This is a genomic window from Herminiimonas sp., assembly GCF_030645555.1.
Lineage (GTDB): Bacteria > Pseudomonadota > Gammaproteobacteria > Burkholderiales > Burkholderiaceae_D > Oxalicibacterium.
This window is the reverse complement of the sequence record NZ_JAUSME010000026.1, coordinates 1-25,485: the sequence shown is the minus strand read 5'-3', so window position 1 is coordinate 25,485 and position 25,485 is coordinate 1. Positions and strand designations below refer to the sequence as shown.

Annotated in this window: 27 protein-coding genes; 18 read left to right on the top strand and 9 right to left on the bottom strand. The window is 55.6% G+C overall.

The annotated features are described in order from the left end of the window. Positions 1–59 precede the first annotated feature (59 nt). The 7 genes from hemP to bfr all read left to right on the top strand — a co-directional run bounded on the left by hemP (position 60) and on the right by bfr (position 3,544). On the top strand, positions 60–257 hold the full coding sequence (hemP, locus tag Q7T06_RS01025) for a hemin uptake protein HemP (RefSeq protein WP_304778661.1): 198 nt from the start codon (positions 60–62) through the stop codon (positions 255–257). Positions 258–372: 115 nt separating this feature from the next. Further along, positions 373–693, top strand: a complete 321-nt coding sequence (locus Q7T06_RS01020; RefSeq protein ID WP_304778658.1) for a hypothetical protein — start codon at positions 373–375, stop codon at positions 691–693. A 98-nt stretch (positions 694–791) separates the two neighbouring features. Further along, positions 792–1,007 (top strand): bacterioferritin-associated ferredoxin, encoded by a 216-nt coding sequence (locus tag Q7T06_RS01015; RefSeq protein ID WP_304778653.1) that lies wholly within the window; start codon positions 792–794, stop codon positions 1,005–1,007. Positions 1,008–1,014: 7 nt separating this feature from the next. After that, on the top strand, positions 1,015–1,701 hold the full coding sequence (locus Q7T06_RS01010) for an energy transducer TonB (protein WP_304778650.1): 687 nt from the start codon (positions 1,015–1,017) through the stop codon (positions 1,699–1,701). A 12-nt stretch (positions 1,702–1,713) separates the two neighbouring features. Beyond that, positions 1,714–2,442, top strand: a complete 729-nt coding sequence (locus Q7T06_RS01005; protein ID WP_304778647.1) for a MotA/TolQ/ExbB proton channel family protein — start codon at positions 1,714–1,716, stop codon at positions 2,440–2,442. Next, on the top strand, positions 2,442–2,861 hold the full coding sequence (locus Q7T06_RS01000; protein WP_304778643.1) for a biopolymer transporter ExbD: 420 nt from the start codon (positions 2,442–2,444) through the stop codon (positions 2,859–2,861). The genes Q7T06_RS01005 and Q7T06_RS01000 overlap by 1 nt, the downstream gene beginning before the upstream one ends. A gap of 209 nt (positions 2,862–3,070) precedes the next feature. Next, positions 3,071–3,544 (top strand): bacterioferritin, encoded by a 474-nt coding sequence (gene bfr, locus Q7T06_RS00995; protein WP_304778639.1) that lies wholly within the window; start codon positions 3,071–3,073, stop codon positions 3,542–3,544. Between the two features lie 84 nt (positions 3,545–3,628). Here the strand turns inward: bfr and Q7T06_RS00990 are convergent, their stop codons facing one another. Further along, positions 3,629–4,237, bottom strand: coding sequence for a glutathione S-transferase N-terminal domain-containing protein (locus Q7T06_RS00990; protein ID WP_304778633.1), 609 nt, complete (start codon positions 4,235–4,237; stop codon positions 3,629–3,631). Between the two features lie 190 nt (positions 4,238–4,427). Here Q7T06_RS00990 and purB point away from each other — a divergent pair, with 190 nt between their 5' ends. From purB to Q7T06_RS00965, 5 genes are all read left to right on the top strand, one after another. Further along, positions 4,428–5,795 carry an adenylosuccinate lyase gene (gene purB, locus Q7T06_RS00985; RefSeq protein ID WP_304778626.1) on the top strand — a complete coding sequence of 456 codons (1,368 nt, stop codon included), beginning with the start codon at positions 4,428–4,430 and terminating at the stop codon, positions 5,793–5,795. Positions 5,796–5,916: 121 nt separating this feature from the next. Next, positions 5,917–6,453, top strand: coding sequence for a cytochrome b (locus tag Q7T06_RS00980; protein ID WP_304778621.1), 537 nt, complete (start codon positions 5,917–5,919; stop codon positions 6,451–6,453). Positions 6,454–6,478: 25 nt separating this feature from the next. Beyond that, on the top strand, positions 6,479–7,054 hold the full coding sequence (locus Q7T06_RS00975) for a YceI family protein (protein ID WP_304778613.1): 576 nt from the start codon (positions 6,479–6,481) through the stop codon (positions 7,052–7,054). Between the two features lie 58 nt (positions 7,055–7,112). Beyond that, positions 7,113–7,682 (top strand): YceI family protein, encoded by a 570-nt coding sequence (locus Q7T06_RS00970; RefSeq protein ID WP_304778606.1) that lies wholly within the window; start codon positions 7,113–7,115, stop codon positions 7,680–7,682. Between the two features lie 70 nt (positions 7,683–7,752). Further along, positions 7,753–8,190 (top strand): MarR family winged helix-turn-helix transcriptional regulator, encoded by a 438-nt coding sequence (locus Q7T06_RS00965; RefSeq protein ID WP_304778600.1) that lies wholly within the window; start codon positions 7,753–7,755, stop codon positions 8,188–8,190. Between the two features lie 78 nt (positions 8,191–8,268). Here Q7T06_RS00965 and secF read toward each other — a convergent pair whose 3' ends face one another. From secF to queA, 5 genes are all read right to left on the bottom strand, one after another. Further along, positions 8,269–9,213, bottom strand: coding sequence for a protein translocase subunit SecF (secF, locus tag Q7T06_RS00960; protein ID WP_304778709.1), 945 nt, complete (start codon positions 9,211–9,213; stop codon positions 8,269–8,271). A 123-nt stretch (positions 9,214–9,336) separates the two neighbouring features. Further along, positions 9,337–11,196, bottom strand: coding sequence for a protein translocase subunit SecD (secD, locus tag Q7T06_RS00955; protein WP_304778597.1), 1,860 nt, complete (start codon positions 11,194–11,196; stop codon positions 9,337–9,339). Positions 11,197–11,274: 78 nt separating this feature from the next. After that, on the bottom strand, positions 11,275–11,553 hold the full coding sequence (gene yajC / locus Q7T06_RS00950) for a preprotein translocase subunit YajC (protein WP_304778706.1): 279 nt from the start codon (positions 11,551–11,553) through the stop codon (positions 11,275–11,277). 146 nt (positions 11,554–11,699) lie between these two features. Further along, the gene (gene tgt, locus Q7T06_RS00945; RefSeq protein ID WP_304778594.1) at positions 11,700–12,827 is read right to left on the bottom strand and encodes a tRNA guanosine(34) transglycosylase Tgt; all 1,128 of its coding nucleotides are present in this window, start codon (positions 12,825–12,827) and stop codon (positions 11,700–11,702) included. Then, positions 12,821–13,846, bottom strand: a complete 1,026-nt coding sequence (gene queA / locus Q7T06_RS00940; protein ID WP_304778589.1) for a tRNA preQ1(34) S-adenosylmethionine ribosyltransferase-isomerase QueA — start codon at positions 13,844–13,846, stop codon at positions 12,821–12,823. Before queA ends, tgt begins: the two co-directional genes overlap by 7 nt. A gap of 182 nt (positions 13,847–14,028) precedes the next feature. Between queA and recG the strand changes: the two genes are divergently transcribed. The 3 genes from recG (at position 14,029) to ubiA (ending at position 18,159) form a co-directional block, all read left to right on the top strand. Next, positions 14,029–16,209 (top strand): ATP-dependent DNA helicase RecG, encoded by a 2,181-nt coding sequence (recG, locus tag Q7T06_RS00935; protein ID WP_370652325.1) that lies wholly within the window; start codon positions 14,029–14,031, stop codon positions 16,207–16,209. A 53-nt stretch (positions 16,210–16,262) separates the two neighbouring features. Next, positions 16,263–17,210 (top strand): hydrogen peroxide-inducible genes activator, encoded by a 948-nt coding sequence (locus Q7T06_RS00930; protein WP_304778586.1) that lies wholly within the window; start codon positions 16,263–16,265, stop codon positions 17,208–17,210. A gap of 94 nt (positions 17,211–17,304) precedes the next feature. Beyond that, positions 17,305–18,159, top strand: a complete 855-nt coding sequence (gene ubiA, locus Q7T06_RS00925) for a 4-hydroxybenzoate octaprenyltransferase (RefSeq protein WP_304778583.1) — start codon at positions 17,305–17,307, stop codon at positions 18,157–18,159. A gap of 47 nt (positions 18,160–18,206) precedes the next feature. Here the strand turns inward: ubiA and Q7T06_RS00920 are convergent, their stop codons facing one another. The 3 genes from Q7T06_RS00920 to Q7T06_RS00910 all read right to left on the bottom strand — a co-directional run bounded on the left by Q7T06_RS00920 (position 18,207) and on the right by Q7T06_RS00910 (position 21,611). Next, positions 18,207–19,673 (bottom strand): ATPase domain-containing protein, encoded by a 1,467-nt coding sequence (locus tag Q7T06_RS00920; protein ID WP_304778580.1) that lies wholly within the window; start codon positions 19,671–19,673, stop codon positions 18,207–18,209. Further along, on the bottom strand, positions 19,673–20,089 hold the full coding sequence (locus tag Q7T06_RS00915; protein ID WP_304778577.1) for a hypothetical protein: 417 nt from the start codon (positions 20,087–20,089) through the stop codon (positions 19,673–19,675). The genes Q7T06_RS00920 and Q7T06_RS00915 overlap by 1 nt, the downstream gene beginning before the upstream one ends. Before the next feature lie 106 nt (positions 20,090–20,195). Then, positions 20,196–21,611 carry a hybrid sensor histidine kinase/response regulator gene (locus Q7T06_RS00910; RefSeq protein ID WP_304778574.1) on the bottom strand — a complete coding sequence of 472 codons (1,416 nt, stop codon included), beginning with the start codon at positions 21,609–21,611 and terminating at the stop codon, positions 20,196–20,198. Between the two features lie 203 nt (positions 21,612–21,814). Between Q7T06_RS00910 and Q7T06_RS00905 the strand changes: the two genes are divergently transcribed. The 3 genes from Q7T06_RS00905 to Q7T06_RS00895 all read left to right on the top strand — a co-directional run bounded on the left by Q7T06_RS00905 (position 21,815) and on the right by Q7T06_RS00895 (position 25,468). Next, complete coding sequence (locus Q7T06_RS00905; protein ID WP_304778572.1) at positions 21,815–22,810, top strand: TIGR01777 family oxidoreductase; 996 nt, start codon at positions 21,815–21,817, stop codon at positions 22,808–22,810. A gap of 244 nt (positions 22,811–23,054) precedes the next feature. After that, positions 23,055–24,836, top strand: a complete 1,782-nt coding sequence (locus tag Q7T06_RS00900; protein WP_304778569.1) for a sensor domain-containing diguanylate cyclase — start codon at positions 23,055–23,057, stop codon at positions 24,834–24,836. A gap of 218 nt (positions 24,837–25,054) precedes the next feature. Continuing rightward, a complete protein-coding gene (locus Q7T06_RS00895) occupies positions 25,055–25,468 on the top strand; it encodes an RcnB family protein (protein ID WP_304778566.1) in 414 nt (137 codons plus the stop codon). Positions 25,469–25,485 lie beyond the last annotated feature (17 nt).

Here is a 25,485-nt window from a genome sequence, read left to right as displayed (position 1 = left end):
CCATTTAAATAGCTAATAATCTAAACACGAATTGTTCTCATTTAGATGCGAGGCTGATCATGACGATCCTGACACAACGTGACGCGCAAGAAAATGCTTCCCTTTCCGCACGCAATCAGGCGGCAACCGGGCAGCCGGTAACACGCATCAATAGTCGCGATCTGTTTCAACAAATGCGCGAAGTGGAAATCGCCCACGAGGGCCGCATTTACCGCCTGCGTTTGACGCAATTGAACAAATTGATTTTGACCGCATAAGTAACATACGCGAGTAACACGCATGAGTAACAGCAGCAATGCAACCGAGCCAGCCCGCGTAACGGCAAACCGCTACGCCAGCCCGCCTAACCAAGCGACCGACCAGGAGAGTTTGATGGCAAGCGAAAAAATGGATCAGGCATTGCAAGAGCCAAACGCAGCGCCGGCACAACCAGAGTTGCTGGTGTCCGCCGTGCTGCATTTGATGTCGCATTACACCGCGAATACCCAGGAAAGTAACTCGTGTATCAAACTGGCCTCGGTCATAGAGCGGCATTTGAAGGCGCTGGCAGATTTACCCGAGCTGGCACCGGTATTGCGCGCGACCTGCCTGCAGTTATCGGAACAGTGGGCGGCGGTGGTGGAACGGGCCATGCCCAAGCCGGAGAAGTTCAAGTTGTTCACACGCCTGGTTGCCGGACCGCGGATGAATTGAAGATAGCCGCCGAATAAACCGGCAGGCGGTATCGGATACTAAAAAAGTACTACCGTTTTTTTGTTTTTCACCTACAAAGAAAGTGGCAAGGGACATCGATGATCGTTTGTGTTTGCAACAATGTTTCTGAACGGAAAATTCGCCAGGCTGTCGATGACGGCGTCACCTCGATGTCAGAATTGCGCGAAGAGTACGAAGTCGGCACTTGCTGCGGCAAATGCCATTCCTGTGCAAAACAAGTGTTGCGCGAGTGCCTTGCCGATGCACGCCCAACTCGACCTATAATGTTCCACCCTAACGCATTGGCCGCATAAGCAATTTATGAATGCAACATCGATTCCGTCGTCAGCTCCGCTTTTACCGCCGCTCCTGTCACAAATGCTCAAACGATACGGCCCGCTGATCGCGATCATCGCGCTGCATATCGGACTGTTTTATGCGTTGCGCAGCGGTCTGGTGCATCAAGTCGCCAAGGCCTTGCCGACAGAGATATTTGCCAGCTTCATTACAGAAGAACCTGCACCACAACCGAGGCCGCAGGCCGCCGAACCGAAAACCGTGCCGGTGGTGAAAAAACAGATTACACAACCGACGCCGCGCCCGGTCGTGACGGCAGCGCCATCGCCGCAGGCGATTACTGAAACAGCCGCACCGGCACAGGAATCGAAAGAACCACCGGCAGCTGCCGCGCCATCAGCACCTGCCGCCTCAACCGCTGCTGCCACGCCCAAAACAATTTCCGGCGTTTCCTACATCAATGCACCGCGTCCGGTATATCCGCCGCTGGATGCGCGCATGGGCAATGAAGGAACCGTCACGCTGCGCGTGCTGATCAATGAAAAAGGCCGCGCCGAAAAAGTTGAAGTGCAAAAATCATCGGGCTCTTTGCGCATGGACGATGCAGCACGGGATGCCGTGATGCGCGCATTGTTCAAGCCTTATCTGGAGGATGGGAAACCAACTCCAGCCTATGCCATCGTGCCTATCAATTTCACCTTAAGTAAATAAGAAGGAATCATCATGGAAGTCAGTCCGTACGGTTTGGAAAGTTTGTGGTCGCAAGGTGATTTCGTCACCAAGGGTGTAGCTATCCTGCTGGTGTCGATGTCGATCGCATCGTGGTATGTCATCGCCACCAAGGCACTGCAATTGCTGCAATATCGCCGCGCCGCGCGCGCCGCCGGCCATGAATTCTGGGATGCAACCAGCCTGTCCGAAGGCACCGCAACACTGGGCTCCGAAAACCCGTTTGCGGCGATTGCCGAAGCAGGCGCTGCCGCCATGCGTCACCATGAAGCACACAAAGGCCATTTGCACGATCAATTGTCCGTCAGCGACTGGGTCACCCTGTCGCTGCGCCAGGCCATCGATGAAACTTCGGCCAAACTGCAAACCGGCATGGCCGTGCTGGCATCGGTAGGCTCGACCGCACCATTCGTTGGCCTGTTCGGCACCGTATGGGGCATCTATCACGCACTGGTCGCAATCGGCACTTCGGGCCAGGCCAGCATAGACAAGGTTGCCGGACCGGTGGGCGAAGCGTTGATCATGACGGCCCTCGGTCTGGCAGTGGCGATACCGGCCACCTTCGGCTACAACGCGCTGGTGCGCGGGAATAAAAGCCTGATCGCCAAGATGAATAAATTCGGCTTCGACCTGCACGCATTGTTCGTCACCGGCGCGCGCGCCAACGACACCAATACACCTGGCGCCAGCGGCTCCAAACTGGTTGTTGTTGGAGGTGCATGATGTCTATGGGTTCCTTGTCCGATGCGGACGACGACTTCAATCCCGAGATCAACACCACGCCGCTGGTCGACGTGATGCTGGTATTGCTGATCATCTTCATCATGACCATCCCGGTGATGAATCACAGCGTGAAGATCGATTTGCCGCGCGCTGCCAACCAGCCGAATGAAGTCAAGCCGCAAACGATCAATCTGTCCATCGATGCCGAAGGCAAGGTTTACTGGAATAGCGAATTGCTGGATGAGTCGCAATTGCAATCGCGCATAGCCGATGCCGCCAAAACCACGCCGCAGCCCGAATTGCATTTACGCGCAGAGCGCACCACGCAGTATGAAAAAGTGGCGCAAGTGATGGCCGCCGCGCAATCCGGCGGCTTGAGCAAAATGGGCTTTGTTACCGAAGCGTCCGGCAAGAAGTAATGTTCTGCGCCAGCCGCGCATGATGGCGGCCAGCCTTGTAAACGAAACGCGCTCCGGCAACCAGCCGCAGCGCGTTTTTATTTGCCTGATTTTTCAAGTTGCTTATTAGCATAGCTGCGCTATCATGAACGCTCGCTGCTGGCCGGACGCGTCTGCTCTTGAACGACGCCCACCAGACCAGCCATACCCACATCACTGACGAGGCCCCCATGAAAGGTGACAACAAAATCATCAAGCTGCTCAATGCGCAGCTCACCAACGAACTCAGCGCCATCAATCAGTACTTCCTGCATGCACGCATGTACAAGCACTGGGGCTTAGAAAAGATTGCGAAAAAGGAATACGAAGAATCAATCGGCGAAATGAAACACGCCGACAAACTGATAGACCGCATCCTGATGCTGGATGGCTTGCCTAATGTGCAGTTACTGCACAAGTTGATGATAGGCGAGAATACAGAGGAAATGCTGGGTTGTGATTTGAAGCTGGAAGTCGCCGCGCAAAAAACCGTGAAAGAAGGCATAGCCGCATGCGAAGCAAGCGGCGATTATGTCTCGCGCGAATTGTTCCAGCACATACTCGACGATACTGAAGAACACATAGACTGGCTGGAAACGCAACTCGACCTGATAGGTAAAGTCGGTATACAGAATTATCTGCAAACGCAAATGGCGGGCGAATAATTCCAGCAATTTCCCTGGCGCATACTGGCCAGGCGGACGTAAAAAAGGGACGCACACAGCGTCCCTTTTTATTTGCTCCGCAGCTTATTTAGGCTGCGTTTCCTTGAACGATGGCCGCTCGGACAATTTCTCCAGCAGTCTTTCCAGGTTCGGATATTCATCCCGCCATTTGATTTCCGGGAAACGGAAGGATAGCCAGTCGAGCGTGCAACCGACCGCCACATCGGCCAGCGTGTACTGATTGCCGGCACAAAATGCGGTATCTTTCAAACCCACCGACATCGCCTTCAAGCCGGCATCGATTTTCGACTTCTGGCGGGCGATCCAGTCTGGGCTACGCTGCTCGGCAGGACGCAGGGTATGTTCAAGGCGCAGCAGCATCGCCGCATCGGCCACACCATCGGCCAGCGCTTCCCAGGATTTGACTTCGGCGCGTTCGCGGCCATTCGGCGGTATCAGCTTGCCGACCGGCGTCAGCGTATCCAGATATTCAACGATCACGCGCGAATCGAACATCGCGCCGCCGTCTTCCATGATCAGGCATGGCACTTTTCCCAGCGGATTGGATTCCTGAATCATAGTGTCGGGCGCCCACACATTCTCAAGAACAAAATCGTACTCGATCTTTTTTTCCAGCATCACTACACGTACTTTGCGCACATAAGGGCTGGCGAGAGAACCAATCAGTTTCATAGATGCTTTAAGTCGAAATTTGGAACGCGATTATAACATCGGCCCAAACCAGACCCCGGCTTTCGCCGCTTATCCGGCCAGCGGCTTTCATCGCCCCGGCGGGTGGTAAAATGTCGCATTCCACATTTGTGCCGGTTTTGTATTTTCGGCAGCTTTTTCATTCACGTCATTGCGCTTGTCGCCCCTCATCATGCCTCTTACCACGCTCTCCGCTCTCTCGCCACTGGACGGCCGCTACGCCGCCAAAACCGATAAACTGCGCCCTATCCTGTCCGAAGCCGGCTTCATGCATCACCGCGTGAAAGTGGAAATCTCCTGGCTGCAAGCCTTGTCGTCGGCTGGTTTTGCGGAAATCAAACCATTTTCAGCCAGCGCCAATGCCTTGCTGAACAAATTGACGAGCGACTTCACAGAGGCCGATGCACAACGCATCAAGGACATAGAAGCCGTCACCAATCACGACGTTAAAGCCGTCGAGTACTGGCTCAAGGAACAAGTCAAGGACGTGCCGGAACTGGTTGCCGCCACCGAATTCATCCACTTTGCCTGCACCTCGGAAGACATCAACAATACTTCGCACGGCATGATGCTGAAAGCCGCACGCGACAGCGTATTGTTGCCGGCACTGCAAGCACTGGTAGCCAAGCTGACGCAACTTGCACACGATAACGCTGCCGTGCCGATGATGTCGCGCACGCATGGCCAGCCGGCCAGCCCGACTACTTTAGGCAAGGAAATGGCCAACGTCGTCGCGCGCCTGAAGCGCGCACTCGAACGCATCGCCGATGTGCAAATCCTCGGCAAGATGAATGGCGCAGTCGGCAACTTCAATGCGCATCTGTCCGCCTATCCAAATACCGACTGGCAGGCATTTTCAAAAGACGTGATTGAAAACCGTCTGGGCCTGACCTTCAATCCCTACACGATACAGATCGAGCCGCACGATTACATGGCTGAACTGTTCGATGCGATAGCACGCACCAACACCATCCTGCTGGATTTGAACCGCGATATCTGGGGTTACATTTCGCTCGGCTATTTCAAGCAATCGACGAAGGCGGGCGAAATCGGTTCATCGACGATGCCGCACAAGGTCAATCCTATCGACTTCGAGAATTCCGAAGGCAATCTGGGCATGGCCAATGCGGTACTCAAACACATGGCGGAAAAATTGCCAGTCTCGCGCTGGCAGCGTGACTTGACCGATTCCACCGTCCTGCGCAACATCGGCGTCGGCTTCGGCTATGCCTTGCTGGCCTACGACAGCTGCCTGCGCGGCTTGAACAAACTCGAAGTCAATCCGGCCCGCATCGCGCAGGATCTGGATGAAACCTGGGAAGTACTGGCCGAACCGGTACAAACCGTGATGCGCCGCTACGGCATAGAAAATCCGTATGAGCAGTTGAAGGATTTGACGCGCGGCAAAGGGATTTCGAAAGCCGCGCTGCAGGAATTCATCGTCACGCTGGCGATCCCGCAAGAAGCCAAGGACCTGTTGCTGGCGATGACGCCGGCCAACTACATCGGCTACGCGACCAAGCTCGCCAAAGAAATCTAAAAAGAAATCCAGGCAGCACCCGATAGAAGCGCGCTGGCGCCAGCCCAAAACTGGCCGCCAGCAGACTTCTATTTATTTTGGTATATTAGTCCTAGTTTGAACTTATTGCCAAAATGAAATCATGTTAAAAAATGCCAGCCGCTATTCGATCATCGCCATTGTGCTGCACTGGCTGATGGCGATCCTGATCATCGCCACCTTCCTGCTCGGGCTGACGATGGTCGACATCCCCGGCCTGACGCCGACCAAGCTCAAGTATTTTTCCTGGCATAAATGGCTAGGCGTGACCGTGTTCGGCCTCGCCTGCCTGCGCGTGCTGTGGCGCTTAACGCATCCGGCACCACCGTATCCTGGCAGCATGGCCGACTGGCAGAAAAAAGCCGCGAACATCGCGCACGGCTTGCTGTATCTGCTGATCTTTGCCGTCCCGCTGTCCGGCTATTTTTACAGCCTGGCTGCCGGCGTACCTGTCGTGTATCTCGGTATCCTGCCCCTGCCTGTCTTCATCGCGCCCGACCAGGAACTGAAGATCTTGCTCAAGCAAGTCCATTACGCCTGCAATGTCACCCTGCTGGTCGTTTTTGTCCTGCATGTGCTGGGCGCACTCAAGCATCAATTCATAGACCGCGATCGCAGCATGCAACGCATGCTGCCTTGAATTCACTTTTTTGAAAGGATCATCCATGTTTTCACGTTCTACTCCAGGCCAGACCCGTCGCTGGCTGGCTGCCGCTGTTATTTGCCTCGCGCTGCCGGCCATCGCCGCCACTGCATTGAAAACCGATGCCGCAAAAAGCAGTGTCACGATCACCTTCAAGCAATTGAATGTGCCGGTCGATGCAAAATTCAGGAAATTCAATGCGCAGATTAATTACGATGCAACCAAGCCGGAAACGTCCAAGGCGACTGTAGACATCGATATCGCCGGCTTCGATCTGGGCGACCCTGAATACAACAAGGAAGTAATGAAGAAGGAATGGTTCAATGCAGCCCAGTTCCCGAAAGCCAGCTTCGTTTCCAGCCAGATCAAGGCCGGAGCTGCAGGCAAGCTGGATGTCACCGGCAAGCTGACGATCAAGGGCAAGACCAGCGATGTCAGCTTTCCTTTGACGGTGAAGAAAGAAGGCGCAAATCAGATATTTGAAGGCGCCTTGCCCATCAAGCGCCTGAGCTACAACATCGGTGAAGGTGAATGGAAAGACACCAGCATGGTGGCCGATGAAGTCACGATCAAGTTCCGCGTCGTTACGGCGCAATAGCAGTAAAACCGCAACACAACGCAGCACCATTTACGATAAACAACCAAGGAGTTATTAAATGAAATCAAAAATTGCACTGATCTGTTTGCTGGCTGCCAGCGCGACTTCGGCGTTTGCACAAACCTACACTATCGATCCTGGCCACACCTATCCAAGCTTTGAAGCTGATCACATGGGCATCTCTTTCTGGCGCGGCAAGTTTGAGAAAACCAGCGGCACCGTGGTGTTGGATCGCGCAGCAAAAACCGGCTCGCTGGATATCGTCATCGATGCAAATTCGATCGATTTCGGTCATACCAAAATGAATGAACATGCAAAAGGTAAAGACATGTTCAACGTCGAGAAATTTCCGACCTCCATTTACAAAAGCAAATCGATCAAGTTCGATGGCGACAAACCGGTTTCAGTTGATGGCGAATTGACCTTGCTCGGCGTCACAAAACCTGTGACTCTGGCGATCAACAAATTCAAATGCATACAACATCCAATGTTGAAACGCGAAGTGTGTGGCGCTGACGTATCGGCTACATTCAACCGCGCTGATTTCGGTCTGACCTATGGCATGAACTACGGCTTCTCGCCTGAGGTCAAGCTGGCGATCCAGGTCGAAGCAGTCAAGGCAGACTAAGTAAATCCAGCGTCACGAAAGCCGACGTTATACTACGTCGGCTTTTTTATTATGAAGACTGAACATTCTTATGGCTGAACGATATCTACGCAGCATCCGCCTGCTGGCCAAGTGCTATCAGGCATTCGAGCACATGGCAGGCACCAAGTCGCGCAGCGCCGGGCTGACGCCTTCGCAGTTCGACATCATTGCAACGCTCGGCAATACGCCCGGCATGACTTTCAAGGAACTGGGTGAAAAGACGCTGATCACCAAGGGCACGCTGACCGGCGTGGTCGACCGGCTGGAAGCCAAGGGTTTGGTCACCCGCAACACGCAGCTGGAAGACAGGCGCAGCACGGTAGTGCGGCTGACGGCGCTGGGCGAAAGCGAATTCACACGCGTCTTTGCGCCGCACATAGAATTCTGCAAACGCCCGTTCGTCGAATATGGCGACGACGATTTTGCAGCGCTGGAAAAGGAATTGGCAAAACTGCACGCGCATCTGAGCAAGTGCCGGGAAGCATAGCGCAGCGATTGTTCGCATATCCCATGCAGTCAATAAAAAAGCCAGCTTATGCTGGCTTTTTTATTGGATGAAACCGGCTCAGACTACCGCGCCGTCATGCTCATCTTTTTCCTTGATTGGCTTGATCAAGTCTTCACGCTTGACGCCCAGCCACATCGCCAGAGCCGCCGCCACGAATACCGAAGAGTAGATGCCGAAGCAGATACCGATCGTCAGCGCGAGCGCAAAGTAATGCAGCGTCGGGCCGCCGAGGAAGAGCATCGACAACACCATCAACTGGGTCGAACCGTGCGTGATCATCGTGCGTGAAATCGTGCTGGTGATCGCGTGGTTCATCACATCGGCCACCGCCATCTTGCCGTGCTTGCGATCGCGGAAGGTTTCGCGCACGCGGTCGAACACGACCACCGATTCATTGACCGAATAACCGAGCACAGCCAGCACTGCTGCCAGTACCGTCAGCGAGAATTCCCACTGGAAGAAGGCAAAGAAACCCAGGATGATCACGACGTCATGCAAGTTGGCGAGTATGGCCGAGACTGCATATTTCCACTCGAAACGGAAGGCCAGGTAAATCATGATGCCGAGCACCAGCATGCCGAGCGCCATCAAGCCGTCATGCGTGAGCTCTTCGCCGACTTGCGGGCCGACGAATTCGACCCGTTTCAAGACCACCGTATTGTCTTGCGCCTTCAGCGCACCGATCACGCGCTCGCTCAACTGTGCCGAATCGACATTCTTTTGCACCGGCAGGCGTATCAACACATCTTGCGCAGTACCGAAGCTCTGTACCTGCATGTCGGTGTAACCCAGCTCGGCAATTTTTTCGCGCACGCCTTCGATGTTGGCCGGTTTTGGATATGCGACTTCCATCACCGTACCGCCGGTAAATTCAATCGACAGATGCAAACCCTTTTGCACCAGGAAGAACACGGCAGCGACAAAGGTCAGGGCCGAAATCACGTTGAAAATCAACGCGTGGCGCATGAACGGGATATCTTTTTTGATGCGGAAAAACTCCATCACTTTCCTCTCATTGCGACCGCTGCATGTTGTCGCGATAACGCGTCATGCCGGCGGCCTGTCTAAATACAAACTATCGGGTACAGCATGGTGCGCCAGCATAGGCGCACCACAGATACGTTCTCAGTCGGCCGGTTTCCAGACCTGGCCTATCGATACCGTCGTCAATTTTTTCTTGCGTCCGTACCAGAGGTTGACGAAACCGCGCGAGACAAACACTGAAGAAAATATCGAGGTGATGATGCCCAGGCAATGCACCACCGCAAAACCGCGCACCGCACCGGAGCCGAAAATCAGCAGCGCCAGGCCGGCAATCAGCGTCGTCACGTTGGAATCGAGAATCGTGGCCCATGCGCGTTCGAAGCCCATCGCAATCGCCGTGTGCGGCGCATGGCCGGCACGCAGCTCTTCGCGTATGCGTTCATTGATGAGCACGTTGGCATCAATCGCCATACCGAGCGTCAACGCAATGGCGGCGATACCCGGCAAGGTCAGCGTCGCCTGCAGCATCGACAGCAAGGCGATCAGCAGCATCACGTTGACGCCCAGCGCAAACACGCTGAAGAAGCCGAACATCCGGTAATAGACCACCATGAAGACGGCAATCGCCAGGAAACCGTACAGCGTGGCGTGGAAGCCCTTGCTGATGTTTTCCGCGCCGAGTTGCGGCCCGATCGTGCGTTCTTCTATGATTTCCATCGGCGCAGCCAGCGAACCGGCGCGCAACAGCAGGGCCAGATCGCTGGCGGCTTCAGATGAACCCATGCCGGTGATCTGGAAGCGTGCACCCAGTTCGTCGCGTATCGTTGCAACCGTCAGCACTTCACCCTTGTTTTTCTCGAACAGCACGATAGCCATCGCCTTGCCAACGCGCGAGCGGGTCGCTTCGCGCATGCGGCGGCCGCCATCGCCATTCAGATCGATGCTGACCGAAGGCTGCTGGTTCGAATCAAAACTGGCCGAGGCACTGGAAATGTATTCACCAGTGATGATGGGGTCCTTGTACAGCACGACCGGCGCATTCTTGCCGACCTTGAACAGCTCGGAACCAAACGGGATCGCAGCCGATTCCTCAGTGCCGCGAGTCACCGTTTCATCGACCAGGCGTACTTCCAGTGTGGCGGTTTTACCGATGATATCTTTTGCCCGCGAAACGTCCTGCACGCCAGGCAACTGCACCACGATGCGGTCTGCACCCTGACGCTGGATCAGGGGCTCGGCAACGCCCAGCTCATTGACGCGCTTCGACAGGGTGGTGATGTTTTGCTGGACCGCGTCTTCCACGGTTTGCTTCAATGCAGTCGGCTGCAGGCTGCCGACCAGCTTCAACTCTTCACCATTGCCGGCATCGGTCAGCGCCAGTTCTCGCAATTCGTCACCCAGCACGGTGCGCGCCTTGGCACGGGTCTCCGCATCGCGAAACAGGATTTCCACATTGTCGCCATTACGCGCAATACCGGCATGGCGCACGTTCTTGTCGCGCAGGATGCTGCGTGCACTGGCTTGCAAACCCAGCACGCGCTTGTTCATCACTGCCTTGGTATCGACCTGCATCAGGAAATGCACGCCGCCGCGCAAATCGAGGCCGAGGTACATGGGCGCTGCGTGCAGACTTTGCAGCCAGGCTGGCGTGTTTGGTAACAGGTTGAATGCGACCAGGTAAGTCGGATCGGCAGGATCGAGGTTCAAGCCTTTTTCCAGTACACCCTTGGCCTTGAACTGGACATCGGTATTCGGGAAACGGACGCGCACGGTGCCTTGCGAGCCCAGCGTTTCATACGCCATGCCATCGGACTGGATGCCCTCTTTTTGCAGCACTTGCTCAACCTGCGTCAGCAGGGAGCTGCTCACCTTGACAGTGGCCTTGGCGCTACTGATTTGCACCGCTGGTGACTCACCAAAGAAATTCGGTATGGTGTACAGCACGCCCAGCAACAAGGCGACGGTGATCGTAATGTACTTCCAGAGGGGATAGCGATTCATATTGATTCAGGGTTCGGGTGGAACGTCAGACAAAAATCGACCCCACATCCGGCCAGCGGAGGTGGGGCGTTTAACCCATTACAGCGACTTGATCGTACCTTTAGGCAGCAAAGTCGTGACTGCACTTTTTTGCACGATCAGTTCGGTGCCGTCCTGTACTTCGATCGACACATAGACGTCGGATACCTTGGTGATTTTGCCAAGTACGCCGCCGGCTGTCACGACTTCATCGCCGCGTGTGACCGCTTCTATCATGGCCTTGTGCTCTTTCTGGCGTTTCATCTGTGGACGTATCATCAGGAAATACAGCACGATGAACATCAGGACGATAGGCGCGAACTGGGTCAGGCTGCCCATGATGCCGCCGCCGGTTGTGGCAGCTGCTTGTGCATATGCGTTGGAAATAAACACGGGAATACTCCAGGTTGTTATAAGAAATGGTCGGTCATTTTAGCACTGGAAAATTTGTTTCCGGTGCACCATGATTTTTCATGAAAAAACGGCTAGGCGCCGCGTCCGCGATCGGCGTGGAATTGCCGCACAAAGAGCTGAAAACGCCCTTCGCTGATCGCTTCCCGCATCTCGCGCATCAGGTCCAGATAGTAGTGCAAATTGTGGATCGTATTGAGCCTGGCGCCCAGAATCTCGCCGGTACGGTGCAAATGATGCAAATAAGCCCGCGAAAAATTGCGGCAGGCGTAACAGCCACAGGTTTCATCCAGCGGCTGCTTGTCATCCTTGTAACGTGCATTCTTGATCTTGATATCGCCAAAACGCGTAAATAGCCAGCCATTGCGCGCATTGCGCGTCGGCATCACGCAGTCGAACATATCGATGCCATTCGCCACGCCTTGCACCAAATCTTCCGGGGTACCGACGCCCATCAAATAATGCGGCTTGTTGGCAGGCAGGCGCGGACCGACGTGCTGCAGCACGCGCAGCATGTCTTCCTTGGGTTCACCTACCGACAGACCGCCGATCGCCACGCCGTGGAAATTGATTTCTTCCAGCCCGGCCAGCGATTCATCGCGCAAATGCTCGAACATGCCGCCCTGCACGATGCCGAACAGCGCATTCGGATTTTCTTCGCGGTTGAATTCATCGAGCGAGCGTTTAGCCCAACGCAGCGACATGCGCATGGACTTCGCGGCTTCGTCGGCGGTGGCCGGACGGCCATCGATTTCATATGGCGTGCATTCATCGAACTGCATCACGATGTCGGAATTCAGCACGCGCTGGATTTGCATCGACACTTCCGGCGACAGGAACAGCTTGTCGCCATTGATCGGCGATGAAAAATGTACGCCTTCTTCGGTGATCTTGCGCATCTCGCCCAGCGAAAATACCTGGAAGCCGCCGGAATCAGTCAGGATAGGTTTGTCCCAGCCCATGAAGTCATGCAAACCGCCGAACTTGGCGATGACCTCATTACCCGGGCGCAGCCACAGGTGGAAGGTATTGCCGAGGATGATTTGCGCATCGATTTCCTTCAGTTCCAGCGGCGACATCGCCTTGACCGAACCGTAAGTGCCGACCGGCATGAAGATGGGCGTTTCGATGACGCCGTGATTGACCGTCAGCTGGCCGCGACGTGCATGGCCATCAGTTTTGAGTAATTTGAAATTCAGCATGGTGGCATTCTGGTTAAAAACATCGCATCGCCGTAACTGAAGAAACGGTAGCGTTGTGTAATGGCGTGTTGGTAGGCGGCGCGTATCGCGTCGTAGCCGGCAAATGCCGACACCAGCATCAAGAGCGTGGATTTCGGCAAATGGAAATTAGTGATCAGGCGCGTCACAGTCTTGAAGGTATACCCCGGAGTGATAAAGAGCCGCGTATCGGCGCTGCCGGCTTCCAGCACGCCGCTTTGCGACGCCGATTCCAGCGCCCGCATGCTGGTGGTGCCGACGGCGACGATGTTGCCGCCGGCCGCCTGGGTAGCTTGCACAGCATCTACCGCCTGCTGCGAAATCGTGTACCACTCGCTATGCATCGCATGCTCGGCCAGATTTTCAGTACGCACCGGCTGGAAGGTGCCGGCGCCTACGTGCAGCGTCACATAGGCAAACTGCACGCCCCTGGCCTTCAGGGTATCCAGCAGCGCCTGATCGAAATGCAAGCCGGCGGTCGGCGCGGCGACTGCGCCTGGCGTTTTCGCGTACACGGTTTGATAGCGCGTTTCATCAAAGGCATCGGCTGCATGTTCTATATACGGCGGCAGCGGCAGGCGACCGTGCGCCTCTATCAATTCGAATACATCATCCGGAAATTCCAGCTCGTAGAATTCGCCAGCGCGTTCACCGACTATCACATCGAAGGCATCGGCCAGGCGTATCTTCATGCCGGCCACAGGCGACTTCGAGGCGCGGATTTGCGCATGCACATGGCGGGCATCGATCACGCGCTCGACCAGAACTTCGACCTTGCCGCCGGTTTCCTTGACGCCAAAGAAGCGCGCCTTCAGTACGCGCGTGTCATTGAACACCAGCAAATCGCCGGGGTTCAACAAATCGACGATGTCGGCAAAGGCGCGATCTATCATTTGGTCGCCTGCCACATGCAGCAGGCGCGATGCGCTGCGCTGCGCCAGCGGCAGTTGTGCAATCAAATCTTGCGGTAGTACGAAATCGAAATCGGAAAGGGTATACATGCGGCCAGTGGTCTGAAGATATTTTTGTCGCTCGATAGCATGCAAATTTATAGTTGTTTGCATGCAAACGCGCGGTAGAACTGCTATGGTTGCAAAGCTTGCCGGATAAGCCACACTAGATGCGATGCGCGCTGCAAACCATGTTGCCATCGCAAACACTACATTATTTGTGCATCCGGACGATGCAAAACCCGCTATTTTACGCCCTGCCGCCCCATTTTCGGCCCGATATGCCCGCACCAAAGAAAAAGCCTGCTGCCGCCACCAAATCCACTGCGAAATCCGCTGCAGGCGCGACCACATCTGCGACGACTACGCGCGCGGCAAAAATCGATGACAAGCTGATCAAACTTGGGCTGCGCTCCGACATCGACAAGGTGCTGCATCTGCCGCTGCGCTATGAAGATGAAACCGAAATCAAGAACATCAGCGAAGCCGGCTTCATCTTTGGTCGTCCGGTACAGGTCGAAGGCGTGGTGACTTCATGCGAAGTCGCCTTCCGTCCGCGCCGCCAGCTGGTCGTCACGATTGCCGACGAATCCGGCCAGCTGGTGATGCGCTTCCTGAATTTTTACGGCAGCCAGGTCAAGCAGATGGCTGAAGGCAATCGCGTGCGTGCGCGCGGCGAAGTGCGACATGGATTTTTCGGCGCCGAGATGGTGCATCCAGCGTACAAAATGGTGATTGAGGGGGCACCGCTGCCATCCGCGCTGACGCCCGTGTACCCAGCCGGCGAAGGCCTGTCGCAGACGCTGTTGCGCAAGACGATAGCCGATGCGATGGGCCGCATGGCATGGCGCGATACCTTGTCCGAACAATTGCGTACCTCACTGGAGTTGATGCCGTTCGAGCCGGCAGTAAGGATGCTGCACAATCCGCCGCCCGATATCGACGAAAGCGCGTTGGCCGATCGCTCGCATGCAGCCTGGGTAAGGATGAAGTTCGATGAATTGCTGGCGCAGCAATTGTCGATGAAACGCGCCCAAATCGCACGACGCGAAAAAGGTGCGGCGGTCTTGCCGAAAGTCGGCGCCTTGTCCCAGGCTTTCATCCAGCAATTGCCGTTTTCACTGACCAATGCGCAGCAGCGCGTACTGACGGAAATCCGCGCCGACCTGAAACAGTCATTTCCGATGCAGCGCCTGTTGCAAGGCGATGTAGGCAGCGGCAAGACGGTGGTGGCCGCCATCGCTGCCGCGCAGGCAATCGACAGCGGCTTCCAGGCCGTGTTGATGGCCCCTACCGAAATCCTGGCCGATCAGCATTTCCGCAAGATCGCCGGCTGGATGGAGCCGCTGGGCGTCAACGTGGCATGGCTGACCGGCAGCCTGAAGAAGAAGGAAAAACTGGCAGCCAAGGCGCGTATAGAATCCGGCGCAGCGCAACTGGTCATAGGCACGCATGCACTGATCCAGGAAGACGTGCAGTTTTCCAGACTGGGCCTGGTCATCGTCGACGAGCAGCATCGCTTCGGCGTCAGCCAGCGTCTGGTCTTGCGCAACAAGGGCATGGACAGCAACGCGCCATCCAGCAAGCAAACCATCCCGCACCAATTGATGATGTCGGCCACGCCTATCCCGCGTACGCTGGCGATGACGTATTACGCCGACCTTGAAGTCTCGGTCATCGATGAATTGCCGCCGGGCCGCACACCTATCGTCACGCGCGTGATCGACCAGAACCGCCGCGATGAAGTGATAGAACGCGTGCATGCCGCCGCGCTCGAAGGACGGCAAGTGTACTGGGTCTGTCCCTTGATAGAGGAATCGGAAGCCCTGCAACTGCAAACCGCGACCGACACCCATCTGACGCTGGCGGCTGCGCTGCCGGACTTGCACGTCGGCCTGGTGCACGGCCGCATGAAACCGGCCGAGAAACAGGAAGTGATGGATGCCTTTACGCGTGGCGATATCCATGTGCTGGTGGCGACCACCGTGATCGAAGTCGGCGTTGATGTGCCGAATGCCTCGCTGATGGTGATCGAGCATGCGGAACGCTTCGGCCTGTCGCAACTGCATCAATTGCGCGGCCGTGTCGGCCGTGGCGTGACTGCCAGCGTGTGCCTGCTGCTCTATCAGGGCCCGCTGGGACAAGTCGCCAAACAGCGGCTGCGCATCATGCGTGAATCGACTGACGGTTTTGAAATTGCGCGCAAGGACCTGGAGATACGCGGGCCCGGCGAATTCCTCGGCGCACGCCAGTCCGGCCAGGCGATGCTGCGCTTTGCCGACCTGGAAACCGATCAGTGGCTGGTCGATCGCGCGCGCGATGTGGCGCAAGCCTTGTTGCGCGACGATCCGGCTACGGTCGAGGCACATCTGGCGCGCTGGCTGGGCGCACGTGAAGATTTTCTGAAGGTATAGAATGAGAACTTCGCAGTTCTCCACCAGCCCACTGCATCAACCAAGACACACTCATGACGCTTACCGAACTCAAATACATAGTCGCCGTCGCGCGCGAAAAGCATTTTGGTCACGCGGCCGAAGCCTGCTTCGTCGCGCAACCGACCTTGTCCGTCGCCATCAAGAAACTCGAAGATGAACTCGGCGTCATATTGTTCGAGCGCGGCGGCAACGAAGTGTCGATGACGCCGCTGGGCGTGCAAATCGTGGCGCAGGCTGAACGCGTGCTGGAGCAGACTGCCGCCATCAAGGAAATCGCCAAGCAAAACAAGGATCCGCTGGTCGGCCCGTTCCGCCTCGGCATCATCTACACGATCGCGCCTTACCTGCTGCCATCGCTGGTAAAGGCAATGATCGATCAAGTGCCGCAAATGCCGCTGGTGTTGCAGGAAAATTTTACCGTCAAGCTGCTAGAACTGCTGCGCCAGGGCGAACTGGACGCAGCCATCGTCGCGCTGCCCTTCCCCGATCAGGGCTTGCTGGTGCAACCGGTCTACGATGAGCCGTTCGTGGTCGCCGTACCCAAACATCATGCATGGGCAGAGCGCAGCAGCGTCACGACCGATGACTTGAAATCGGAAACCATGCTCTTGCTCGGCAACGGCCATTGCTTCCGCGATCAGGTGCTCGAAGTCTGCCCTGAAATGTCGCGCTTCTCCACCACCGGCGACGGCATCGCCCGCACCTTCGAAGGTTCATCGCTGGAAACGATACGCCACATGGTCGCCTCCGGCATCGGCATCACAGTCTTGCCGCAAGCATCGGTACCGGACATCCACACCACCGACGGCATGTTGCGTTACATCCCGTTTGCCCAGCCGGCACCCTCGCGACGCGTCGTCATTGCATGGCGCAAGAGCTTCACGCGTGGCGCAGCCATAGAGGCCGTGCGGCAGGCGCTGCTGTCCTGCGATTTGTCGGGCGTGACGATGCTGCCTGACGAGCCCTTGTTTGAAGCCTGATATTGAAACTTTAATTCAAACCTGACATTCAGCTTGAAATTCAAGCCTGAACCCTGAAATTTCCTTGCACCTTACGCCGAATCAACGCTGCCAGATGAACCGCCTCCAACTGTATTTCCGACTGGTCCGCCTCGACAAACCGATAGGCATACTCTTGCTGCTGTGGCCTACGCTGTGGGCATTGTGGCTGGCGTCCGACGGCAAGCCGGACTGGATGCTGGTGGCGATTTTTACGCTGGGTACCGTATTGATGCGCTCGGCCGGTTGCGCAATCAATGATTACGCCGATCGCGATTTCGACAGGCATGTGCAACGCACCGTGGACCGGCCCATCACCAGCGGAAAAATCCGCCCACGCGAGGCCTTGCTGGTCGCGCTGACGCTGACGCTGATTGCGTTTGCCCTGATCTGGCCGCTCAATACGCTGACCAAACAATTGTCTGTCGCTGCCGTCATCATCGCGGCCAGCTATCCTTACTTCAAACGCTTCTTTGCGATCCCGCAAGCCTATCTGGGCATCGCCTTCGGCTTCGGCATCCCGATGGGATTTGCCGCCGTGCAAAATACGGTCCCAGCTGCGGCATGGTGGCTGCTGCTCGCGAATGTATTCTGGGCGGTGGCCTACGATACCGCGTATGCAATGGTCGATCGTGAAGATGATTTGAAGATAGGCATGCGCACTTCAGCGATCACCTTTGGCCGCTACGATGTGGCCGCCATCATGCTCTGCTATGCGGTGAGCCTGAGCCTGATTTTCATCGTCGGCTGGCAATACGGTTTGCGTACCTGGTTTGCGATCGGGATGCTGATTGCTGCCGGCTGCGCGATCTATCACTACACGCTGATCCGCACGCGCGAACGCGCAGGCTGCTTTGCCGCATTCCGCCACAACAACTGGCTGGGCGCCGCCATCTTCGGCGGCGTTGTACTCGACTATCTGATGCGCTGACTGCGCGCCGGCAGATGCACCGGCAAATTCATTTCCCGCTTGCTGTTTTATTCATCCGGAAACTGCGATGTCGTGGTCGGGTGGCCGGACAGCATCCCCTGGTAGTGCGTCAGCGGCTCACCAATTGTGAGCTTGTCGGCCGCAATCTCGAAGAAACGTATGTCTTTGCTATGCGCGCTGGAACGAATTTTCACGACCGAAATCACGCGTTTGAACTGGCCGTCAATTTCGACATAGCGTTGCATGACGATCGCATCCGCGAGGAAGGCATTGCCATACGAACTGAATCGCAGAACGGTATATTGATCTTCCAGTTCGGCCGTCATCAATACGGTCACGCCCATGCCGGTCAATACCGCAACCATCCGGTACAACGCTTCACGGAAATCTTCACGGAATACCGATGCCAGTGCGAGCTCGAAGCCGGACAGGGAATCAATCACCACACGCTTAGCCTTCATGCGGGTAATCATCGCGATCAGATCGTGCAGGATTTCATCGATAGACAAATCCAGCGTGCGCGTATTGATTACGCCGACATGGCCGCCTTGCACCAGCTTGGTCAGCTTGTGGCTGAGGAGTTGGTTAGGGCTCTTTTCAAATGCCGCGATGACGCCAGGCTCGCCCGCGCGCACGCCTTCTGCAAGGAATTGCGTCGCCAGCACGGTTTTTCCCGAGCCTGAAGGCCCCACCAGCAGCAATGAATATCCAGCCGGCAAACCACCGCCCATCATCTCATCGAGTGCAGGCACGCCCATGGACAGACGGGTATCTCCGGTAATCTGTACCGCTCCTGCTGCGCTGGCCGTGATCAGCGCCCGCGGGAATACCTCGACGCCGTCATCGTTGATACGGAACGTGTGTACGCCCGGACTCTGCGCCTGACCGCGCATCTTGACGACCTGTATCTTGCGCACCATCGCGTCACGATGCACGAGTTGCGACATCCAGATGATGCCGTCGGCGACAGTAAAGACCGGGCTGGATTCCGCCTCGGGCGTCAGATATTCACCGATCAGGAATGTCGTCGCCTGCCAGCTCGTCATCTGCATGCCCAGCTGCTGCACGAAATGCTCCAGACCGGATACGCCAGGTGTCTTGGTCTTGGCCGATTGCACGACCGAGCGGAAGGAGTCGACAAAGACCAGGCTGGGCGAAAATGCCGCCACTTCCTGCGCGATGCGCTCCAGCACGCGCTCAAAATCGCCATCGAGCAAATCTGCCGCCAGGTTGACGAACTTGATCGAGTGATTGATCTTGCTGATATCGAAGAACGGAAATTGCTGCTGATAGCGCAGCATCTTCAATGGCGATTCACCCAGCACAGTGAAGAACAGCGCGCGGCAATCCGGATTGGCCAGCGAAAACATGATCTGGTGCGCCAGCGTTGTCTTGCCACTGCCCGGCGTACCCGCCAGCAGATTGAAAGAAAATTCCGGCAGGCCGCCGCCCAGCAGATCGTCCAGACCAGGCACGCCTGTCGCCAAACGGCGTATGGTTACTTTGTTACTCATTATGGAAGTTCCTTCACAACTGTATCCAAAGCGTCATCACCCCAGGCCAAACGTAAAATGCTGGACATCAAAAGCTCGCCGATTAACAAGGCCAGTATGTCGATGAAAGTAATCAGCAAAGCAGTACTGGCTTCGCCGGCTACGGTAGGGTCTTGTTCTGCAAGACAAATTTTCAGATCTGCAAATCCGGTATCTTTTTGCAGTGAGGATGGATGGCTTTCCATCCATGGAAAAGTCGCACTGGTGAGGTGCAGACTTCTTTTGTAGAGAGATTGGAAACCGCCCTCGCCTATGATGGAAATAAGCCCGCAAGCGAGCTTCTCCCACAGGTCGACAGAAACGTCAGCGATTGCCTCGGGCCGTCGCATGACGGCATTTCTTATCATTTGATCCCGTTGTGGGCCGATTGTTGTCATAGATTGAAAGTGAGCGCGTTACAACGACAATAATGAAGGGGCGTTAATCCATCAGGCTCGACCCGACACAAACACAGGTTTGCATTGGAGACGAGCAAACAGAACCCTAATGCAGAGGTTTCGGTGAAATGAGGCTCACCAGATTGGCGATGGCTACCGGCTTTACCAGGTAATGATCGAAACCCACGCGTTCAGCGTTGATACGATTTTCCTTCTGGCTATAACCACTGATGGCTATGCACAGGGGCACAGGTTTGGCGGTATCCAGACGCAACTGTTTTAATACTTCATAGCCATCGATACCAGGCAAGCCGATATCGCAAACGATGATGTCATAAATATTGTCGCGCGCCATGGCCAGCCCGCAGGTGCCGTCAAAGGCAGAGCTTACCGTATGGCCTTCCATCGTCAGCAAATCACTCATGATCTCGTTGGCGCTGACATTGTCTTCGATCAACAATATGCGGCGTCCATAAACCGAGGCGGTGCTTGATGGTGCGTCGCTATCGTCGAGCAAGAGCCCGTTGGAAAGCGGCAACTCGACAATGAATTCGCTGCCACATCCAACGCCGGCACTAAAGACGCTGACCGTACCGCCATGCATTTCCACTACCGTGCGCACCAGCGAAAGCCCTATGCCCAGCCCGCCTTGCGAACGATCCAGTGAGTGCGTCCCTTGCCGAAACAGATCGAAAATGAAAGGCTGGATATCCAGTGCTATGCCGACCCCGTTATCCTTGATCGATATCTTGACGGTATCTGCAAGTATTTGTGCAGAGATATCAATATGTTCTTCTTCCGGCGTAAATTTGGTCGCATTGATGAGCAGGTTGGCAAAAGCCTGCGCCAGCCTGACCAGATCGCCACCAAGGACGACAGGTTCTTCTGGAAGATTGATGCTTAACTGCTGGTTGCGCTTGTCTATGAATGGCTGGCTGGTTTCAACCGCACTTTCTATGATTTCCGACAGCAGCAGCGAACGCTTTTGCAGCGTAATGTTGCCGGTGCTGACGCGCGAGGCATCCAGCAAGTCATCGACCAGATGCGACATGTGACCGACCTGGCGACTGATGATGCCATACAGCTTGGGCAGCAGTGGATGAGCCGTTGTAATTTTCCCCAGCAAATCTGCCGCCATTGCAATCGGTGCGAGCGGATTGCGCAATTCATGCGCCAGCATCGACAAAAATTCTTCCTGTCGGTGATTGGCGAACTCGGCCTTCGCCTGCTTTTCTTGCGCACCAAACGCCGCCAATACCAGATTCTCGTTAGCTTCGCGCAACTGCACGACCAGCGCCTCAAGTACGCGCTTGCTTTGCGTTGCTTCATGAAGTTCATCGACCTGCGTCAAAAGATCGGCAGTCTTGTTGCGAAGTTGCTCTGCTTCGCTATCTATCCGCAGTAAAAGATCAGCGATCGTCTGGCGGAATTGATTGGCTTCCTTGGAATGGGGAAACGATATGTCATCATCGCTTTTCGCAGATGACGAAGGTACAGCTTCAGCTTGCTTTGCGTCTGTCATATAGGAATTAACCGTACCCTGTAATATCGCTTGATTCTGTCGGATGCAGACCAAAGCTTCATTTTCGCCCCAACATACTCTTGTTTGTCTTTAATTGTTACTTTTTAATTTAATTTTGTTTTTCCACCAGCCAGCATCCGCTACGCGTTTCAAGCTGTTTCATCCACAATGACACCGATAATCAAGCGAAAACGGAGACTCAGATGACATCCCGCATCCACTTTAGTAACCTACAGGAATATGTGCTGGTAACAGGCGCCAGCGGCTTTATAGGCACACTGCTGGTAAAGGCACTGGTGGAAGATGGTCAACACGTCATCGTGTTGACCCGGCATCCGGAAAAAACTGCGCACCAGTTTGATGACAGCGTTACCTGCATCGCCAGCCTGGATGAGTTGCCGGCAACGCAACGCGTGGATGTCATCATCAACCTGGCCGGCGCACGCATACTGGGATGGCGCTGGAGCGCTGCGCGCAAACGCGTATTGCGACTGAGCCGCACAGGCACGACACAAAAGCTGGTGAGCTGGGTCGCGCAGGCCGCCCACAAACCCCGGCTCTTGCTGTCGGCATCGGCCATCGGTTATTACGGGATACAGGCGCGGGCAGATACTGCCTTGCTGACTGAAGCAGACGCGCCGCAAGCGATATTCATGTCCGAACTTTGCCAGGAATGGGAGGCGGCTGCGCATGCAGCCAGCCGGCATGGCGTGCAGGTGAAATGCATGCGCTTCGGACTGGTGCTCGGCACGGAAGGCGCATTGCCGATGATGATGTTGCCAATCAGACTGGGGTTGGGCGGCCCGCTGGGTGATGGCCGGCAAGCGCTATCGTGGATACATGTAGACGATTTGCTGCGCGCCATCGCGCATCTGTGGACCATGCCAACTGAACCGCAGGCTAACGATACTCGAAGCGATGCGCAGGGCTCCATCGAGGCATACAATTTCACCGCGCCAGAGATCGTCACGCAGGCAGTCTTCAGCAAGACCGCGGCTCAGCTGCTGCATCGCCCATGTTTTTTCCCGACTCCTGCCATCCTGATGCGGCTGCTATTGGGCGAGCAGGCGGATCTGCTGCTGGAGGGGCAACGCGTGACGCCGGCCCGACTGCAAGCGAACGGTTTTGAATTTACCTATCCTGATGTGCGCAGCGCCTTGCAAAATATTTTTCATGCAAAGGAAAATCACCGCGCTTGATACTCCATCAATTTAATCGGCAAGGACCATGCAGCATCTGAAATTACACATTTAAAATATGTCTTGCAGGCATAATCAGCATACACTTGGAGCCATGATTTTCTTGCTGCTTTTTCCGCTGAAAAAACAAATGTTGTCGACCCTCCCGGATTTTTGCAAGGCACAGAGCACGGGAAATAATTGCCCTGCGTTCCCGCACATGCGTACATGCGCGCACAACCATTGAGCTTCTGCTGCAACCGCCATGAATGTTAATTTTTCTCCAAGCGTGCTGACACATATTGCACAAGGCGCAGCTCTGGCCGAGACGCTAACTTGCATAGCCCATGAGATCGAAGAAAAAAATCCGGAATTGGCAATCGCCATACTCTTGCTGGAAGATGGCCAGCACCTGCGCGTAGGCGCCGCCCCCAGTCTGCATCCAGACTACTGTCGCGCAATCGATGGCATGGCTGCCGACGACATGGGGCAGATGGACGCCGGTAATATCGAAGACAGTCGCTTGCTTTCCGGCCTGCGCGACACCGCCCTGCGATATGGCTTGCATGTATCCGCAATCACGCCGCTACACTCCGGCACCAACAGCGTGCCGGGATTTTTCATTGTCCATACCAGGACAGCGGAGCAGGACAGCAGTCTGTATCGACAGACGATGACCGATGCGGCAGTGCTGGCATCGATAGCCGTGCAAGGTCACGACGCCGAAGCCAGGATCAGGAAAGCTGAGAACGCCCTGCTTCAGAATGAAACCATCATGGCGCAGGCCATAGAAGGCAGCGGCACCGGAATCTGGGACAGGAATATCGCTACCGGCGAAATCCACTATTCATCCGGCTGGAAAGCCATGCTTGGCTACGTAGATACCGAAATCACCAATCAGATAGAACACAGCTATTCGCGGGTTCATCCCGATGATCTTGCACATGTGCAGGCGACGATGCAGGCGCACTTCGATCAAAAGACAGCAAGCTATGCAGTCGAACACAGGATACGCTGCAAGGATGGCAGCTATAAATACATCTCAAGCCGCGGCAGGGTAGTCAGCCGCGACGCGGCCGGCAAGCCGCTACGCATGATAGGCACGACGACCGACATCACGGCGATGCGGGCCTTGTCCGACAAGCTGCAGCAGAGCGTGGACTTGATCACCTCGCTGACGAATGAAGTTCCCGGCCTCGTTTACCAGTATCGTTCCCGGCCTAATGGCAGTGCCTGTTTTTCTTATGCCAGCGAAGGCATCCGCGATATTTACGAACTCGCACCAGAGCAGGTCGCCGATGACGTTACCCTGGTACACCGGATCATCCATCCGGATGACTACGCAGATTACTGCGCTTCACTGGATGCGTCTGCGGCCAGCCTGACACCATGGCATCTCGAGTACCGCGTCATATTGCCCAAACAAGGTTTGCGCTGGCGCCAGGGCGATGCGAAACCGCAGCGCCTGCCGGATGGCAGTACGCTGTGGCATGGCTTCATCACCGATGTGACCGAGCGCAAACAGATAGAAATTGAATTGCAGGGATTTGCCACCATCGACTTCCTGACGCAGTTACCCAATCGACGCTATTTCATGACACGCATGGAAGAAGAGCTGGCGCGCATCCAGCGCATCGGCGGTGCACGTGCAGCCGTCCTGATGTGCGATCTTGATCACTTCAAGCTCATCAATGACAGTCACGGCCATGCGATAGGCGACCTTGTGCTGAAACACTTTGCAGTGATACTGCGCAATGCGTTGCGCAAGAACGATACTGTGGGCCGGGTCGGTGGTGAAGAGTTTGCCGTGGTGCTATCCGATGCCGGCCTCGACGAAGCCAGTGTCTTTGCACAACGTGTGCGCAAACAAATCGCGGAAACGCCATTCGTTTTCGGCACAAGCACAATTGCTGTCACCGTGAGCATAGGCATTGCCATCATGAATGCGGCAGATGACAATACCGATGCATCGCTGTCACGCAGCGACATGGCGCTGTACCGTGCCAAGGAAAGCGGTCGCAACCGGATAGAAATCGATGTGAATTAACAGATGTGAATTAGCAGCGGCGCCAGCCAGGCCCCCTGAAAGGCGATAACAAAAAACCCTCCCTCCATCTCGTCCCGGTCAGACCATGCAAGCTATGTACCGGATACATCTGGTAACAGGCCTTACCAAATCGCTCTGGCCTTGAACCTCGATTCCGCATGTAATGGATGCATCAAGGAATGGCAACACGCAGCGCAATTCCCCCCCCAGGAGTACACATGAATAAAAAAATCATCATTGCAACGATCATGGCTATCAGCCTGACGGCAGGTAGCTCGGCTTACGCACAAGGCCATGGCCATGGAAATGACAGGGATCGCAATTCGCATGGCCAGCATGACAGATCCGATCGCGATGACGACCATGGCAAGCGATACAATCAACGCGACAACCATGCGCGCGGCCATGACAATGGGCGACATAACGGGCGCGGCGCCGGCCCGCAACATAATTTCTACAAGGGCGAGCGCATTTCCAGCGAATATCGCCACCGCCAATATGTCGTCAATGACTGGCGCGGTCATCGCCTGAGCGCACCACCGCGCGGTTATCATTGGGTACAGACAGGACCGGATTACGTCCTGATCGCCATCACAACCGGCATCATCGCGCAGATCATCTTCAGTAATTAACTGTCGTCATGACTTGC

Coding starts and splice junctions, on each gene's coding strand:
- Q7T06_RS01005 (WP_304778647.1), top strand. CDS start 1,714: ATGGAAGTCAGTCCGTACGGTTTGGAAAGTTTGTGGTCGCAAGGTGAT.
- Q7T06_RS00930 (WP_304778586.1), top strand. CDS start 16,263: ATGACGCTTACCGAACTCAAATACATAGTCGCCGTCGCGCGCGAAAAG.
- Q7T06_RS00920 (WP_304778580.1), bottom strand. CDS start 19,673: ATGAGTAACAAAGTAACCATACGCCGTTTGGCGACAGGCGTGCCTGGT.
- yajC (WP_304778706.1), bottom strand. CDS start 11,553: ATGGGCAGCCTGACCCAGTTCGCGCCTATCGTCCTGATGTTCATCGTG.
- Q7T06_RS01020 (WP_304778658.1), top strand. CDS start 373: ATGGCAAGCGAAAAAATGGATCAGGCATTGCAAGAGCCAAACGCAGCG.
- Q7T06_RS00965 (WP_304778600.1), top strand. CDS start 7,753: ATGGCTGAACGATATCTACGCAGCATCCGCCTGCTGGCCAAGTGCTAT.
- Q7T06_RS00900 (WP_304778569.1), top strand. CDS start 23,055: ATGAATGTTAATTTTTCTCCAAGCGTGCTGACACATATTGCACAAGGC.
- queA (WP_304778589.1), bottom strand. CDS start 13,846: ATGTATACCCTTTCCGATTTCGATTTCGTACTACCGCAAGATTTGATT.
- Q7T06_RS00915 (WP_304778577.1), bottom strand. CDS start 20,089: ATGACAACAATCGGCCCACAACGGGATCAAATGATAAGAAATGCCGTC.
- Q7T06_RS00980 (WP_304778621.1), top strand. CDS start 5,917: ATGTTAAAAAATGCCAGCCGCTATTCGATCATCGCCATTGTGCTGCAC.
- Q7T06_RS00970 (WP_304778606.1), top strand. CDS start 7,113: ATGAAATCAAAAATTGCACTGATCTGTTTGCTGGCTGCCAGCGCGACT.
- hemP (WP_304778661.1), top strand. CDS start 60: ATGACGATCCTGACACAACGTGACGCGCAAGAAAATGCTTCCCTTTCC.
- recG (WP_370652325.1), top strand. CDS start 14,029: ATGCAAAACCCGCTATTTTACGCCCTGCCGCCCCATTTTCGGCCCGAT.
- Q7T06_RS00895 (WP_304778566.1), top strand. CDS start 25,055: ATGAATAAAAAAATCATCATTGCAACGATCATGGCTATCAGCCTGACG.
- Q7T06_RS00990 (WP_304778633.1), bottom strand. CDS start 4,237: ATGAAACTGATTGGTTCTCTCGCCAGCCCTTATGTGCGCAAAGTACGT.
- tgt (WP_304778594.1), bottom strand. CDS start 12,827: ATGCTGAATTTCAAATTACTCAAAACTGATGGCCATGCACGTCGCGGC.
- Q7T06_RS00975 (WP_304778613.1), top strand. CDS start 6,479: ATGTTTTCACGTTCTACTCCAGGCCAGACCCGTCGCTGGCTGGCTGCC.
- Q7T06_RS00910 (WP_304778574.1), bottom strand. CDS start 21,611: ATGACAGACGCAAAGCAAGCTGAAGCTGTACCTTCGTCATCTGCGAAA.
- Q7T06_RS01015 (WP_304778653.1), top strand. CDS start 792: ATGATCGTTTGTGTTTGCAACAATGTTTCTGAACGGAAAATTCGCCAG.
- Q7T06_RS01010 (WP_304778650.1), top strand. CDS start 1,015: ATGAATGCAACATCGATTCCGTCGTCAGCTCCGCTTTTACCGCCGCTC.
- purB (WP_304778626.1), top strand. CDS start 4,428: ATGCCTCTTACCACGCTCTCCGCTCTCTCGCCACTGGACGGCCGCTAC.
- Q7T06_RS01000 (WP_304778643.1), top strand. CDS start 2,442: ATGTCTATGGGTTCCTTGTCCGATGCGGACGACGACTTCAATCCCGAG.
- Q7T06_RS00905 (WP_304778572.1), top strand. CDS start 21,815: ATGACATCCCGCATCCACTTTAGTAACCTACAGGAATATGTGCTGGTA.
- secD (WP_304778597.1), bottom strand. CDS start 11,196: ATGAATCGCTATCCCCTCTGGAAGTACATTACGATCACCGTCGCCTTG.
- bfr (WP_304778639.1), top strand. CDS start 3,071: ATGAAAGGTGACAACAAAATCATCAAGCTGCTCAATGCGCAGCTCACC.
- secF (WP_304778709.1), bottom strand. CDS start 9,213: ATGGAGTTTTTCCGCATCAAAAAAGATATCCCGTTCATGCGCCACGCG.
- ubiA (WP_304778583.1), top strand. CDS start 17,305: ATGAACCGCCTCCAACTGTATTTCCGACTGGTCCGCCTCGACAAACCG.